Consider the following 14,245-nt stretch of genomic DNA (forward strand, 5'->3'; position numbering starts at 1 on the left):
TCCTCAGCGACTACATCCCATTCATGAAACCTGAAGAAAAAATCAGATTCGCAAAAACATTATCTGGCGTCTTTGATAATTTTGCACAGTCTCAAGAGCGACCCAAAGACTTTGCTCGAATTAATATTGTATTCAGGCCACTACCATGGCATATCTTTCAAGGACCCGGCTTTTATTCAGAGCAATATTACGACTATTCTCCATGGGATCCTTATAGGCAGGGAATTCATCGCTTGTCTTACAAAGAAGATATTTTTGTTGTAGAGAACTTTGGTTTCAGCAATAAAGAGCGGCTGGCTGGATCTGGGCGAAGACCAGAATTACTTGATTCGTTAGATCTCAATAGCCTGGAAAGAAGATGCGGATGCGCAATGTACTTCACAGAAAAAACAGCTGGTCACTATATTGGCAATGTAGAGCCAGGCAAAGCATGCATAGTACCTCGAGACGGGAAACTAACTTATCTCGTCAGCGAGGTTGAAGTGAACGAACAAAGTTGGGTAAGCCGCGATAGAGGTTTTGACCCCGAAACAGATGAAGTACGATGGGGTTCAGAACATGGTCCACTTAAGTTCAAACGAGTCGAAGATCTTTCTGAGATGGTCACATCTGAATGGATCGGCAAGACCAAAGAATGAATGCAAAACAGCATAAAACAGCTCAAAGGATGGATACGATCACAACATCTGATCTGCGAAGGAACTGATTTTATATTTGAAACTGTTGATCAAACGCAACTCGAGAAGTTTGAAAACTGTATGGACGCAATCGGTGGAAAAGTAAGGCAAATTAAAGCCGTGGGTAACTGGCCGATGGGACCAAACCGGTCATTTAAAATTTTAAGGGCAATTGCGAGCGTCCCTAGACCCGGCGGCGAAAGTCTCGTAACTTATTGGGCGAAACGAGGAGGGAAACAAACACGTTATTCAGATATCAATACTTGAAATCACTCCGAGAACCAACCCATCCATGTTGGTTTGGAGAAGTCGGTGTGCTTGCTCCACTTCCTTAAGATAGCTAGCGGATCGATTAAAAAACCACGTTCTGCCGCAATGGCAATGACTTGATCCTGATTGAGTGCCGCCTTGATCTCGTCTTGAAGACTTTGATCTGATTTGGCTAGGGCGATAAATTGTTCAAGGATTTGATCCTGTTCAGCATCAGACATCATTCACCTCACAATATCGTGATCTGAGCACGAGAATCAGGAATGATTCGTGTCCGCACCCTCCATCAGCATAGCTCTCCAAGCAGAAATCTGACGAAAAGCCCATGACCAATGACTGGTCTGAGCAGCTAAGATTTTTTCTGCGTGGAATCAGATAACTGAGCGAAGTCACGTTCAAAGTAAGAGTTCCATTCATTCTGATTAATATTGAAACCCTGACTTTGGGCATAAGCGATAATTTCCTCGTGCGATACAAGAGGCTTTAATCCCGTCGCAAGCTCATGTGAGCGAATCACCTCATTGACAAAACGGGGGAGTTCTTGAGAATTCATCAGCAACTCTCGATCCAGATTGCAAAATTAGCGTTGGTGCAGATCAATTGCAAAACAAGTGGTCCGCCAGTGCAACGCAGAAGCCTCCAAGGGAGAGCATTATTAATCACTCCGGAATCCACAAGAATCTTCGGAGGACGGGTGGCCTGATCGAGTGGGATCAGGGCGGCACCTGTTAGGGATGGGTCAACGGATTGAACGGCCTTACGAAGGCCTTCTATATCACTCACCTGATTTAACTGATTCTGAAAATTCTGGTCATTGTTCAGTGTCTCAACAAAACGTGGCAACGCTTTTTCCGCTTCAGCAGAGACTGGCATTTGTTTTACAGAAAGCTGATTTATGCTATCAGACAGGATGAAAGCCCTGAATGACTCAATTCCAGAGAGTTAAATCTGCATAAATTTACAATCAACATATGTGAGACAAACCCGGGGCAATCCGATGAGCTGTCGGAATGTGTCACAGGAGGCCTCACAATCCAAACTGAACTCCAAATTGAAAGCAACGATCAAGTCAAAAAGCAACCGAAGCATGCGCGGGAGGATTGCTACGACAACGAGTAATTTTCAAGATAGGACAACTGGAATTGATTTAATAAATGATTAAAAAAATCTTCTGAAAGCAACGAGCAACCTCGCCAACTCGAGAAAAATGAAATCTGTTCAACAAATTGTGGTCAACGCTGAGACATCAGTTATCAATCCAGCGGAAAGCCAGTCAAGAGTGAACTGAATCCTCTAACAAGGTCACGCAAGCAAAATTGAAAAGCCTTGACCGACTCGATCGACCACCTGAGTCGAAGGTTAGATCAGCTCCAACTATGACCAATTCAGAGCGTTCGGTCGGCCAACCGGAGCTCGGAGCAAGATCAGTGCGTGCGCGAGGGGGAAGGCTGGGTTGCGGATGCAGGAGAGGCTGAGACCTTGGAGACGATGGAACAGACCTGACATCAAGAGCTCAGAGAAAAATGCTTCAGCATTCATCAACTACCAATGAGCTTGGAAGGCACACCCTGAACTCCGACAAATCTGACAGACCTTGCTCTCTGATCACACTCGAGCCTGACTCGCGATGAGACAGCAAATGATTCAGCCGATGGACGGGAGAACTCAAAAAATTCAACGTCTTCCTCTAAAACGTCTACCTGCGACAAGAGCAAAGAATCAAAATGCTCTGAACCAATGGCCAGCCCAGCCATGACTGAAGCAACAAGTTGATTGATTGATTGAGAGTTGAACCGAACAATGGCCACTGTGCGATGACACAAGGTTCGTTATGCAACAAGCGCATGAGCGCCGAGCTGATTTGCATCATCACGACTGAAAGACCATCTGGATCAGCCAGGACGTTCACAACAGCTGCTCGATCCTGTTGCAAGCTTGCACCGAATGGCTTAACAGACCTTCGCCATGAAACTCGATCAGTTGCGTTACTAGCATTGAAAGAGCGCCATGGATGGGTCCTTAAACAGACGTCATAAACATCAAGACCCACTGCAGCGCAGTGCAACCAAAGCCACAGAGGCGACAGGTTTGCAATTTTTGGTTTTTCCTTGGATTTGAGTTTGCAAACTTGTGTGTCCTGACAATCTGCTTTTGGTGGGGGGACAGAAAGCAGGGTTAACGTCATTCGTGATGCGGATTTGCATCCCCCTCTAAAACTTTCCGAAGCACCCATGCTCGACGCATTCTCCAGGAAGGCCGTCTCGGCCGATTCCAGCGGCGCTTTCATCGGCGGAGGCGAGCTGGCCTCCCTCAAGTCCTTCATCTCCGATGGCAACAAGCGTCTCGACGCTGTCAATGCGATTACTTCTAACGCGGCTTGCATCGTTTCTGATGCCGTTGCAGGTATCTGCTGCGAAAACACCGGCCTGACCGCTCCTAACGGCGGCGTGTACACCAACCGCAAAATGGCTGCATGCCTGCGCGACGGTGAGATCGTTCTCCGTTATGTGAGCTACGCCCTTCTGGCCGGCGATGCTTCCGTGCTGCAGGACCGCTGCCTGAACGGTCTGCGCGAAACCTACGCCGCACTGGGCGTTCCTACAGGTTCCGCTTCCCGCGCTGTGGCCATCATGAAGGCTGCTGCTGGCGCTCTGATCACCAACACCAACAGCCAGGCCAAGAAGATGCCTGTCACCCAGGGTGACTGCGCAAGCCTGTCTGCTGAAGCTGGCAGCTACTTCGACATGGTGATCAGCGCCATCAGCTGAGCCCTATCTGTTTGATCGTTCAAAACAACACACATCCTTCATCATGAAGTCCGTCATCACCACTGTTGTCGGTGCAGCCGATAGCGCTTCCCGCTTCCCCTCTGCTTCCGACATGGAATCCGTTCAGGGTTCCATCCAGCGTGCAGCTGCACGTCTGGAAGCTGCTGAAAAGCTGGCTTCCGGTTACGACGCCATTGCTCAGCGTGCTGTTGACGCTGTGTACGCCCAGTACCCCAACGGTGCTACCGGCCGTCAGCCCCGTGCGTGTGCCACCGAAGGCAAAGAGAAGTGCAAGCGTGACTTCGTTCACTACCTGCGTCTGATCAACTACTGCCTGGTCACCGGCGGCACCGGCCCCCTGGATGAGCTGGCCATCAATGGTCAGAAAGAGGTCTACAAGGCTCTCAGCATCGACGCTGGCACCTACGTTGCTGGTTTCTCCCAGATGCGCAACGACGGTTGCTCACCTCGTGACATGAGCCCCCAGGCTCTGACTGCATACAACAACCTGCTCGATTACGTGATCAACTCCCTGGGCTGATTCGTCAGTTCAACTGTTGAATAATTCAGCAATGTGATTGGGGTGGGCATTTCTGCCCACCCTTTTTTATTACCTTCAGCTCGAAAGTAATCATCACGCCAAACTTGTGGCATTGCTGAATCATGGGACATTCCATTCGGCCACATCATTGGCCGATAACAAAGACTTACACCATTCTCGACAGCAACAAGAGGCCGATAAGGTTTTTCTTGTTCCCTCAAAGTTTGAAACCGATTGCTCTTGAGCTTCAGCGTCTAAAGCAACTATCAGGGGTAATTCGGGACCAATAGTCAAACCTATCCCCAATTCACATCATGCTCGGCCCAGAAACCAGTCTCAAATCAAACACATCAGCAACCCGAACCGGGCCTGCTGCGTATTCCACACCCAGCAAAGCAGGCAAAAACACAATCCACCGCACATTTGCAGGGGCACGCGCCGAGTACAAGAGGCAGCACTGTGCCTCCATGGGGATTGGAATTGGTCCCCGACTTCACGCTGAATGTCCCTTTGGAGCTGTTTTCGATCAATACAACCCAGATAATTCTGCAGCTCTCGAACGCGTAATAGCTGCCGCGTATCGTCAGGTTTTCGGAAACCTTCATCCCAGAGAGAGTCAAAGAGAGACCTCACTGGAGGTCAGGATGATGAATGGTGAAATCACAGTCCGTGATTTTGTCAACGGCTTAGCGAAATCAGATTTCTACAAAGCAAACTTCTTCCATTCTGTGGGAGCACAGCGTGGTATCGAGCTGAACTTCAAGCACCTGCTTGGCAGACCTCCTCTGAATCAAGAGGAAGTCCAGAATCACATCAAACTGCAGGCTGAAGCCGGCTTTGATGCACTGATCGACAAGCTGACTGACTCGGCTGAGTACACCGAGGTCTTTGGTTCGGACATCGTTCCTTACGAAAGAAGCCACGATTCCTATGCAGGGATGTTCACACGTTCCTTCAACCTGATGCGTGAACTGGGCGGCATGAAAGTTGCTGTCAGCGACAATGCTCAAGGCCGCAACAGCCGTACGATCAATCCACTTGCGATTGCATCAAGAGAAGAGGCTAAGCCCCAGGCATTCACCTACACCTCAGTTCAGAGGACCCCAGTCAAACTGCCTCAACAGCAGTACAGCGGACATCAGACTCCAAAGATGACCGATTACGTGGCATTCCGTCCTTTCGGAGTTCACTTCTGATCCCAATGCAAGTTTGATCTAAATACAAGTTTGATCAATAGGTTCCTCAACCCATCTTTAGATGGGTTTTTTTTTGCCAATGCTCAACCAACAGAGCTTCGAGCCAATCAATTAGATTCAATACAAGCGAATGATGACCATGAGTGAGGCAACATCGAATCAACAAATAGAAGCACTTGACAGTCTCACCGAGCAGGAAGCTTTCGAGCTGGCTGAAGCACTGAAGCAAAAACTGACTGATCAAGAGACCCCTCGCTCTGATCAAACTTCAATCAAGCAAATGATTGCTGGATTGGGAGATCAGCGTGGTGCTTTACGACTGACATTCGCACAAAGTCTTGGGAATGTGGGTGAAGCAGCTGTTCCATATTTATGCGATGCATTGAAAAACAACCCGAATGTCATCATTCGACGCGCATCTGCGAAAACACTAAATCTAATTGGTAGCAGAAAAGCATTACCGAATCTCGTTGAAGCATTCAAAACAGATTCTGATCCAGTCGTTCAAGGATCATCGGCAGGCGCCATGGCAACAATTGGCGTACCTGCAATCGATGCCCTACTTCAAATTCTGGTGGAACCAGGCTGCACAGCTTTTCAGGTGGGGCTTATCAATCTGGCACTGAGCTTTATTGGTTCGAAAGCACCAGATGCATTTGATCAAGCGACACAATCAGACAATGTTGAAATCCGCATCGCTGCGATCACAGTGCTGGCTGAACAGATTCAGGAGCAAACGAGCAATTCAGCGAAAATTGCACTCATCAAAGCGTTATCTGATGAGGCCAGCGAAGTTCGTGCGGAAGCGGCCACTATGGCCGGCAAAACCTTAGAACCCGAAGATGCCTCCAATGAATTGTGCAAGATGCTCAAAGATGAATCCGAGCAAGTCAGAAAAAACACATCACTTGCTTTGATGAAAATGGAAGCAACAGATGCAATAGATCGAATTAAAGACGCAATAAAAACTGAAAAAGATGAACAGGTTAAGTCTGTGATGACTGTGGCAGTGAATGTACTAAAGAGAAACTAGGACTTCCGCTAGTTAAAACCCAGACTCTGTCGTCTCTCAAGACTAGCTTGAGCAACCTCGCGAATTAATTCGTCTTTAGAATCATCTTTAACCAGCCTTTGTAGGCATTCATTCACCAATGGAGAATCTAATTCAGCCAGAGACATAGCCGCACCTTGAACATGTGCAATATTGCTATTGTCGCAGGCTTTAATCAACAAAGGAATAACACGAGCTTCTTCTGAAGCTTGTTTGGAAAGATGGCCAAGAGTCATCAGAGCGGACTGAGCCACTACCGGGCTGTCATCATCGAGAGCTTTTTCCAACATCGTGATCGTGTCGACAGAAAAAGCTTCATCAGGAAAACTGACTGAGACCTGAACGATTGCCTTAATACAACATGCTCTAATGGTTCCATTATCGGATGAGTCAAACAGTTGAATCAGATCGGGGACACTCTTATGGCCGATCATGCCTAAAGCTTTAACAGCAGTGCGATACACACCTGGATCAGGATCGTGCATCAAAGCGAACAGCCTTGGCATTGCCTCCTCAGGGAACTGCTCGGCAAGAAGTGAACAAGCAGTGAAGCGAATATTGGGATTTGGATGGACTAAATCAGCAAATAAAGAGTCAATGGACTTGCTAGACGCGTCCATATAAATACGTGCAAATATCGTTCAATACTACACCAGCGCAAGGAGCATTTTAGAGCCAATTCTATCCATATTGAAACAACAGGTTCAATCAAGCCAGTCGTGTCGATGCCAGCCTGGCTTGAACAAAACAATCATCGTCATCGACGAGTGATTTCAATAAATCTTCAACTTGAGCTTGATTGGCTTGACTAGAAATTGATTCCAACGCCAGGATCGCCACATAACGACAATCCCAAGCAGGCAAATATTGATCAGACAAAAACATTGGCATAAGTTCGAGAAAGCTATCTGGATTCCATTGCGCCATAGAATATATGGCTGCAGGACGACTCTTTTGAAACTGAGGTCGCATATTAATTGCTGAACTTTTCAGGATTTCATCAATAGAATGCACTGCTTGCTGAGGCCAATCAGATCGAGAACCAATCAACCGCATGAAGAAATAATGAGCCCCATAGTCGTTATGAGCTTCTTCTTCCCACTCTTTTAAAATTACAGGCCAGAGCACTTGCGAAGGCATTTGACTCAACGTCTTCATGGCAAGATAACATCGACTGAAATCGGTGTTGAAGAGGTCACGCACTAAAAAGTCGGGACCAGGCGTGACGTCATACTCATGCACAATGTTGATATCGCTTGGATTATCAATCAGAACAGCATCAACGAGGTGCATTGATTCGATCAATGCTGAATGATCTAGTGAATTCAGTAGAAGCCTGCAAGCGCGAACTCGAAAGGCCGGCGACACTGGCGAGCTAACAATGGCAGGAAGCTGCTCAACTGCCTGGGCATCGATTAGATCCTGGATTGCGCATTGACGATCCATCTGGTTTGGCAGCAAAAGATGGTCAGCAACAACAGAAAGCTCCTTCCTGCAACCTGTGAGTTGAGCATCTGCAGAAATTGCAGCACCTCTGATCCCGGGAGATTCGACATCCTTGAATGCCTGAATAGTCGTGAGACTTTCTTGTACAGATAAACTCGCCAAGCATTGAATTAAAACGCGTTGATTGGAAACATCGTCTTTTAGAAGATTAATTATTTTTGCAATCAGATCAGTCTGATTACATTTTAGTTGCCTAAGTGAGCAGACAGTGTTTTCAACCAAGTAACGATCATCAGACCACAAGCATCGACCAATTACAGAGATCGAAGACTCAGCACCCAGCCTCCCGAGAACTTCCACAGCCTTTCGTTTCGCAATATTTACAGCTTGCTCATTGAGAGGATTTTCCAACAAACCCAACAAAGCTTGCTCAGTCTCTGATCCCGGGCAATTAATCAAATGAGACGCGGCCATATAGTAATCGCTTTGCGACTCCAACTCATTAATAGGTCGAAGAAGAATCTGCCGAGCATGCTCACATGTCAGCCCAGGATGAATATTGTCAAAACGACCTGTCATCAAGAGAAGTATTAGTGTATAAATTGTACCTTAAAATCAAGCAAGGTGTCTTCACTAAACTCAAACTGATCAAAAAAAACTAACTCGATGCCTTGAAAAGCAAAATCAGCATAGACTCTCATGAGTTACTTAAACATTGTGGGACCTTTTTCTGGCAAGCGATTCATCGTACAAACGACGACCATGAATCGCTCAAGGCCGTCGATGTCAGTCAGTTTCAACATTCCGTTTAATGGGTTATGTCAGGGGATGCAAGTGATGCATCGATCTGGATTTAGCGTTACTGGGCTGAATACAGATCACGCAAAAGGTGAAGGCCAAGTTCTAACAAATACCGGCAATAACGACCTGAAAACTGAAAATGCACCAAAATCATCTGATCCTAAAACCACAGAGTTGAAATCAGAGAGCAAGTCAGAAAGCACAAAAGCTGAGAAAAAGTCAACTCAAAAGAATCGACGCCAACGACGCAAATAAAAGAAATCTGACCTTCGTTATTTCATGATCTAATTTCAAAGATTGCATCGCTGGGTCGTCCGCTTTTTAGGCCTTCCCAGTTGATGCCAAGCAGAAACTGATTCGGGTCTGCACATTCAACAACGTCAACGCCCCAAGATCCTGCTTGAAGTGGTGAACCAGTTGATCCCGGGGAATCTTTGCGCCCGCCAAGTGCGAGCCAGTGATGTTCAGAGCCATGAGAAGAAGAAATTCGAAATTTTTTCCATGCCTGAACAAGCTCCTTGGCCATTTCTTCTGGTGGTAATGAAGACTCTAGGCGGATAAGCCAATGCGGATGACTCAAGGCTTCGGCATGGTCAAAAGCATTTGATTGTCCCTTCAGTCCCTCAGCTAACGTTTGAGCAGATAATGCAGGAACACTATCTGATGTGATCTGAAGGTTATGAGAGACAATAAAAACGGTCATGGTTTGGGCTATGGTCAAAGTCAAATGTGATGAAGGAGCTCAATGAATGACTTCACTGAAACACAGTTGAGTCAAGAAGAAGCTCTTGATCTTGCCAATCATCTCAAAGAAAAACTGAGAGCGGGATTGCCAATCGATGCTGATCCAGATTCGATCGCGATCATGGTAGCTGGGCTAGGGGATCCTCGAGGGCTGCTGCGCCGCCAAATTTCCGAGGGTTTGGGATCAGTTGGTAAAGCAGCTGTACCTGCTTTGTGTCAGGCGATGCGACGCAGTGATCAGGTCACAGTGAGAAGGGCAGCTGCTAAGACTCTGACCTTGATTGCTGATCGCAATAGCCTGCCTGATCTACTGACAACTTTTCTGACCGATACAGACTCGGTCGTTCAAGGTTCAACGATGGGGGCGATGGCTTCCATGGGGAAAGAATCGATCGGAGCAATTTTCAGCATTGTTGAAAATGTTGATAGCACAGAAATGCAAATTGGCTTAGCGAATTGGGCACTCACGATCATTGGCGATCGAGACCCAGAAACACTAAAAGCTGCATTATTATCAAACAATTCCAAAGTACGAAAAGCTGCAATATCCGCTCTTGCAAGCCAAATTCAATCTCTCAGTTCTCAAGAAGATCGCGACTTACTGCAAAAGGCTCTGCAGGATTCATGTGCTGAAATTCGTTCCGAAGCTGTGATTCTGCTTGGAAACCTTGAGGATTCAGAGTGGGCATTACTCTTACTCTCTCCTGCTCTTTCGGATCAGGAAAGTTTAGTCAGAAAAAACACTGCCTTGTCACTGATGAAGCTGGGTTGCAGCTCAAGCATTCCCAATCTTCAAAAACAACTCGAGAGCGAGTCTGACCCAGCAGTTCGTAAAGTTCTTCAGCTTGCCATTGATCGGCTCCAAAAATTCGCAGAAAACTAGGCACAAAAAAGGGGATGACTGAGCACCCCCCGATTTTGTTATTTGCTGTGAGCCAAACTCAGGAAAGAGCGTTGATCACATAATCCAGGTAGGACTTGAACTCGTTCAGAGCCTGAGGACTCATGTCACGAGGTGCACAAGCACGATCACGGGTGTATGTGAGAGCTTCGACGTAAGGACCAGTCGGCAGACTCAGTGAACGATAAACCTCACGAGCACCGGCGATGCCCCATTCGTCCAGAGGACCAGTACCGCCAACAACGAGGCAGTAGTTGATCAGGCGCAGATAGTGGCCGAGATCGCGGTAGCACTTGTCAACCTTGACCTGGCTATCACCAGCCTCACCAGGCTGCTTGAGATAGGCATACTTGTTGAAGCAGGCATCACCGGCTTCACGCGTCACTGCGTCCAGGCCGGCAGCAAGCTTTTCAGCAGCTTCCAGACGGGCAGCTGCACGCTGGATGTTGCCCTGGACTGCTTCAAGATCGTTCTGAGAAGGGAAGCGACCTGCTGCATCTGCAGCAGTCACAACTGTGGTAACGACGGACTTCATTGTTGGGTTCCTTTAAAAGCGAGGGTGTCTGAGAAGAAAGCGAGAAGCCGTCAGGAAACGGCGCCGATCACGCGATCGAAGTAGGCACCAGCTTCAGCCACAAGCGCGGAGCAGTCACCTTGCGTGGTCTCCATCTTGCGGAAACGCTTGCCGCCAGAGGCAGGAGAGTTGGTTTCGCCGATGAGAGCAGTTGCTGAAGCCTTCATGATGGCCACTGCACGGGCTGCCGACTGGGTCGGAACTCCCAGAGCGATGTAGGTCTCTTTCAGACCATTCAGGCAACGGTCATCCAGCACGGAAGCGTCGCCTGCAAGCAAGGCATAGCTGATGTAGCGGAGCACGATCTCGCCATCGCGCAGACAAGCAGCCATGCGGCGATTGGGATAGCAGTTACCACCAGCCTGAATGAGGCCGGTGTTTTCGCAGATCATGCCGGTCACAGCATCAGAAACGATGCAGGAGGCGTTGGAGGTGATGGCGTTGACAGCGTCCAGGCGCTTATTGCCTTGGCTGACGTAGCTGCGAAGAACAGCGAGGTCGCTACCACCAACGGGTGCGGTTTTGGCGTCAGCGCTGACGACCGAACGGGAGAATGCGTCGAGCATTTGGGGCCAGACAGTTTTGTGGGGGAGAGGCTTCTAATGCCGAGAGGCAACCAGTGAACAAGGCCTTTAAAGGTGTCTTGAGCAGATGGCTGATAAACCCAAGGGGTTGGAAGCGCTTTAACAAGCTAAGCCGGGTCAACCAAGCAGTGGTTCGTGATCAGCTGATCACGCAAGAGTTCGTCACCTTGTGAGCGCAAGAACGCCCTCAACTGGCCTCAGGACGCTCCATAGCCTAAGCAACGAACAAAACAAAAGGCACACTCGCGGGAAAAATCTGTCTGCAGAGCCACTAGATCACCAATCACAACGCAGGCAGCACTTCGGCTTCAGTCGGCGGGTAGGCTCACACTCGCTTTTCTGTCCATTTGCTCAGCATGGCGGATCAACCTCCTCAGCAAGCACCAAGCATTGAAGAATTGCAGGAATCGATTGATGAACTTTCCACCTATCGAGAGCGACTTTATAACGACGTTCTAGGTCTGGGGAAAAAACTTCGTTTATCCCAGAAGAAGATTGATGCCACGCTCAGCGAACACCCTGAGCTCACACGTATCGATGAGGTGCTGGATCAACTTAAGGCGCAAAAAAATGCTCAGAGCGGCCAATGATGGGACCAGAGGGGATAGCCCCCATGACGATGGCAAGCTTTTTTGAAGCCAGTCGTGGTACTTGGCTGAACCGTCGAGCGGTCCATCACCTGGATTGCCAAGACGATGAAGCTGCGGATTCAAATCTGATTATCGAACCTTTCGACAACAACGATCCCGTTGTTGAAAAAGTTTGTACCGCACTGAACGTGAAGATCAGCGATGCAAGTGGCGGAGCAAGATTTTGGTGGGAAAGCAACCTGATGGAAGACACTCGTAATAACGATTACGCTGCAGTGGTTGTGGATGCCCCTAATCCTGAAGATCCCCGTCAAGGTTTTCTGCTGAGAGATGTCGGTTATGTTGAAAAAAAATCGGTCGTTAGCACCTATTCTTTCGCTGATGATGGTGTATTGACAATTAAAACCCGATACGACACCAATACGGGTATCGAACGATGCTGGTTTGTGAATGACCAAATCAGAATGCGGGTGAGTTCAGTGCAATTTCTCAACGGTGTCGCCATGACCACGTACTGCACAGAATTTCGCTGCCCCAGTGATGCTGACATTGCTGCACTTTCGTCAGCAACCAGAGCGAAAGCTGACAACAATCCTCCAACTCAGGAGAGCTGAAACGTGTTTGACCCATTTCTCAAAGAGCTTCACCACGGCATCGAGCAAAGAGGCGGTAAGTCCATCGAGGTGCCTGCTGGGCTCGAGGAATGCCGATCCAAAAAAGGCACCAGCGTGATCCGCAGCTGGCTTTGGGAGGTCCCGAACTTTCGTCGCTGGCGTGTCACCAGGCTTGATGCCGGTGAGAAGCTGCAGGTCCTCAATTCTGTTGCTTACCCCGATTACAGCCTCGACCATCCTCTGATGGGGGTTGACCTGCTCTGGTTTGGCGCACGGCAAAAGCTTGTTGCCGTTCTCGATTTCCAACCTCTGGTCCAGAATTCAAATTATCTCGATCGATACTTCTCCGGACTGAAACAACTGAATCAGGAATTTCCTGATCTGAACGGCGAGGAGACCATGCGCTCATTCGACCCAAACCAGTATTTCTCGTCCTGGTTGTTGTTTTGTCGTGGCGGTGCTGATCAAGCTGAGACCTCTTTACCGCCGGCATTCAGTGCATTCCTGAAGGCCTACTGGGAGCTTCACGACACCGCTCTCAACAACGACGCACTCATTCAGTCGGACGAAGTCAAACGTCTGCAGGACAACTACGACGTTTACAGCGCCGAACGGGACCCTGCGCACGGACTCTTCACCAGTCATTTCGGCAAAGAGTGGTCCGACCGATTCCTGAGCGAATTTCTATTCCCAGCATCCGCCAAGCAATGAGTTCAACCCGACGCAGCAGCCTCGACCCTGTTGCCATTGAAGGCTGGAGTTGGCAACCGTTCCTCGAGGACGCTGTCAACTCTCTGCAACCGCTAGGCATCGAGCCTTATCCGGTAAGCGACGCTTTTCTATTCAAACAAGATCAAACAGGATCGAAAGCAAAACCTGTCAGCGTGACCACCGCGACCTGGGCCTGCAAAAGCGATAAATTCCGTCAGGTGAGGGCAGCTTGCGTCAGTGCCGGCACATCCGCATCGGTTCTGAACTTCGTGATCAATCCGCTGCCGCGATATGACCTGCCCTTCTTCGGTGGAGATCTTGTCACCCTGCCGTCTGGCCACTTGCTGGCGCTTGATCTTCAACCGGCTGACAAGCAGGACAACCAACACACTGAAGGCGTTTGGGATCGTCTGATGCCGATCTTTGACCGCTGGCGTTCTCAGTTACCGGATGGAGGTCCAATTCCAGACGAAGCCCAGCCCTTCTTCTCGCCTGGGTTCCTCTGGACGCGACTTCCCTTGGGTGAAGAAGGCGATCAGCTGATCGACACCGTTGTGCGACCGGCTTTCAATGATTACCTCAACCTCTATCTCGAACTCGCAGCTGCAGCTACCCCTGTCTCCGATCAACGCATGGAGCATCTCTTAGCAGGTCAACGGCGGTACACCGATTACAGAGCAGAGAAAGACCCTGCCCGAGGGATGCTGACTCGATTCCATGGCAGTGAATGGACCGAGGCGTACATCCACGATGTGCTGTTTGACCTCTGAAGACTGG

At 48.8% G+C, this 14,245-nt stretch carries 20 protein-coding genes; 12 read left to right on the top strand and 8 right to left on the bottom strand.

Going from position 1 to position 14,245, the window contains the following annotated elements:
- Positions 1-23: 23 nt before the first annotated feature.
- Positions 24-638 carry a chromophore lyase CpcT/CpeT gene (locus SIB58_RS11865; RefSeq protein WP_066904270.1) on the top strand — a complete coding sequence of 205 codons (615 nt, stop codon included), beginning with the start codon at positions 24-26 and terminating at the stop codon, positions 636-638.
- Complete coding sequence (locus tag SIB58_RS11870; RefSeq protein ID WP_066904273.1) at positions 639-944, top strand: CpeR family transcriptional regulator; 306 nt, start codon at positions 639-641, stop codon at positions 942-944.
- 2 nt (positions 945-946) lie between these two features.
- Here SIB58_RS11870 and SIB58_RS11875 read toward each other — a convergent pair whose 3' ends face one another.
- The 3 genes from SIB58_RS11875 to SIB58_RS11885 form a co-directional block, all read right to left on the bottom strand.
- Positions 947-1,168 (bottom strand): Nif11-like leader peptide family natural product precursor, encoded by a 222-nt coding sequence (locus SIB58_RS11875; RefSeq protein WP_066904971.1) that lies wholly within the window; start codon positions 1,166-1,168, stop codon positions 947-949.
- A gap of 128 nt (positions 1,169-1,296) precedes the next feature.
- Positions 1,297-1,500, bottom strand: coding sequence for a Nif11-like leader peptide family natural product precursor (locus tag SIB58_RS11880; RefSeq protein ID WP_231884152.1), 204 nt, complete (start codon positions 1,498-1,500; stop codon positions 1,297-1,299).
- The gene (locus tag SIB58_RS11885) at positions 1,500-1,820 is read right to left on the bottom strand and encodes a hypothetical protein (protein ID WP_066904279.1); all 321 of its coding nucleotides are present in this window, start codon (positions 1,818-1,820) and stop codon (positions 1,500-1,502) included. Before SIB58_RS11885 ends, SIB58_RS11880 begins: the two co-directional genes overlap by 1 nt.
- 1,358 nt (positions 1,821-3,178) lie before the next feature.
- Here SIB58_RS11885 and SIB58_RS11890 point away from each other — a divergent pair.
- From SIB58_RS11890 to SIB58_RS11905, 4 genes are all read left to right on the top strand, one after another.
- Positions 3,179-3,715 carry a bleomycin hydrolase gene (locus tag SIB58_RS11890; protein WP_066904285.1) on the top strand — a complete coding sequence of 179 codons (537 nt, stop codon included), beginning with the start codon at positions 3,179-3,181 and terminating at the stop codon, positions 3,713-3,715.
- Positions 3,716-3,758: 43 nt separating this feature from the next.
- Positions 3,759-4,256: a class 2 C-phycoerythrin subunit alpha gene (gene mpeA / locus SIB58_RS11895; protein WP_066904288.1), complete on the top strand. Its 498-nt coding sequence runs from the start codon at positions 3,759-3,761 to the stop codon at positions 4,254-4,256.
- A 314-nt stretch (positions 4,257-4,570) separates the two neighbouring features.
- Entirely contained in the window at positions 4,571-5,452 is an 882-nt protein-coding gene (locus SIB58_RS11900; protein WP_066904291.1) for a phycobilisome rod-core linker polypeptide, read from the top strand.
- A gap of 139 nt (positions 5,453-5,591) precedes the next feature.
- Positions 5,592-6,485: a HEAT repeat domain-containing protein gene (locus SIB58_RS11905; protein ID WP_066904973.1), complete on the top strand. Its 894-nt coding sequence runs from the start codon at positions 5,592-5,594 to the stop codon at positions 6,483-6,485.
- Positions 6,486-6,493: 8 nt separating this feature from the next.
- On the opposite strand, the gene SIB58_RS11910 is transcribed toward SIB58_RS11905, so the two are convergent.
- Both SIB58_RS11910 and SIB58_RS11915 read right to left on the bottom strand, forming a co-directional pair.
- Positions 6,494-7,123, bottom strand: coding sequence for a HEAT repeat domain-containing protein (locus tag SIB58_RS11910; RefSeq protein WP_066904294.1), 630 nt, complete (start codon positions 7,121-7,123; stop codon positions 6,494-6,496).
- Positions 7,124-7,211: 88 nt separating this feature from the next.
- Positions 7,212-8,528 carry a HEAT repeat domain-containing protein gene (locus tag SIB58_RS11915; RefSeq protein ID WP_067326129.1) on the bottom strand — a complete coding sequence of 439 codons (1,317 nt, stop codon included), beginning with the start codon at positions 8,526-8,528 and terminating at the stop codon, positions 7,212-7,214.
- Positions 8,529-8,732: 204 nt separating this feature from the next.
- On the opposite strand from SIB58_RS11915, the gene SIB58_RS11920 reads away from it, so the two are divergent.
- The gene (locus tag SIB58_RS11920) at positions 8,733-9,005 is read left to right on the top strand and encodes a hypothetical protein (protein ID WP_156486616.1); all 273 of its coding nucleotides are present in this window, start codon (positions 8,733-8,735) and stop codon (positions 9,003-9,005) included.
- 22 nt (positions 9,006-9,027) lie between these two features.
- Here the strand turns inward: SIB58_RS11920 and SIB58_RS11925 are convergent, their stop codons facing one another.
- A complete protein-coding gene (locus SIB58_RS11925; RefSeq protein ID WP_074159258.1) occupies positions 9,028-9,453 on the bottom strand; it encodes a DUF2656 family protein in 426 nt (141 codons plus the stop codon).
- Between the two features lie 42 nt (positions 9,454-9,495).
- On the opposite strand from SIB58_RS11925, the gene SIB58_RS11930 reads away from it, so the two are divergent.
- Positions 9,496-10,377, top strand: coding sequence for a HEAT repeat domain-containing protein (locus SIB58_RS11930; RefSeq protein ID WP_066904303.1), 882 nt, complete (start codon positions 9,496-9,498; stop codon positions 10,375-10,377).
- 58 nt (positions 10,378-10,435) lie between these two features.
- On the opposite strand, the gene cpeA is transcribed toward SIB58_RS11930, so the two are convergent.
- Positions 10,436-10,930, bottom strand: a complete 495-nt coding sequence (gene cpeA, locus SIB58_RS11935; RefSeq protein WP_066904317.1) for a class 1 C-phycoerythrin subunit alpha — start codon at positions 10,928-10,930, stop codon at positions 10,436-10,438.
- Positions 10,931-10,980: 50 nt separating this feature from the next.
- The gene (gene cpeB, locus SIB58_RS11940; RefSeq protein WP_066904320.1) at positions 10,981-11,535 is read right to left on the bottom strand and encodes a class 1 C-phycoerythrin subunit beta; all 555 of its coding nucleotides are present in this window, start codon (positions 11,533-11,535) and stop codon (positions 10,981-10,983) included.
- 374 nt (positions 11,536-11,909) lie between these two features.
- Between cpeB and SIB58_RS11945 the strand changes: the two genes are divergently transcribed.
- The 4 genes from SIB58_RS11945 to SIB58_RS11960 are packed head-to-tail and all read left to right on the top strand — an operon-like array spanning position 11,910 to position 14,238.
- Positions 11,910-12,143 (top strand): hypothetical protein, encoded by a 234-nt coding sequence (locus tag SIB58_RS11945; protein WP_066904975.1) that lies wholly within the window; start codon positions 11,910-11,912, stop codon positions 12,141-12,143.
- Between the two features lie 23 nt (positions 12,144-12,166).
- Complete coding sequence (locus SIB58_RS11950) at positions 12,167-12,757, top strand: phycobiliprotein lyase (RefSeq protein ID WP_197461116.1); 591 nt, start codon at positions 12,167-12,169, stop codon at positions 12,755-12,757.
- A 3-nt stretch (positions 12,758-12,760) separates the two neighbouring features.
- Entirely contained in the window at positions 12,761-13,468 is a 708-nt protein-coding gene (locus SIB58_RS11955; protein ID WP_066904326.1) for a 15,16-dihydrobiliverdin:ferredoxin oxidoreductase, read from the top strand.
- A complete protein-coding gene (locus SIB58_RS11960) occupies positions 13,465-14,238 on the top strand; it encodes a phycoerythrobilin:ferredoxin oxidoreductase (RefSeq protein ID WP_066904329.1) in 774 nt (257 codons plus the stop codon). The genes SIB58_RS11955 and SIB58_RS11960 overlap by 4 nt, the downstream gene beginning before the upstream one ends.
- Positions 14,239-14,245 lie beyond the last annotated feature (7 nt).

The sequence above is a fragment of the Synechococcus sp. MIT S9504 genome (assembly GCF_047497135.1).
GTDB lineage: Bacteria > Cyanobacteriota > Cyanobacteriia > PCC-6307 > Cyanobiaceae > Synechococcus_C.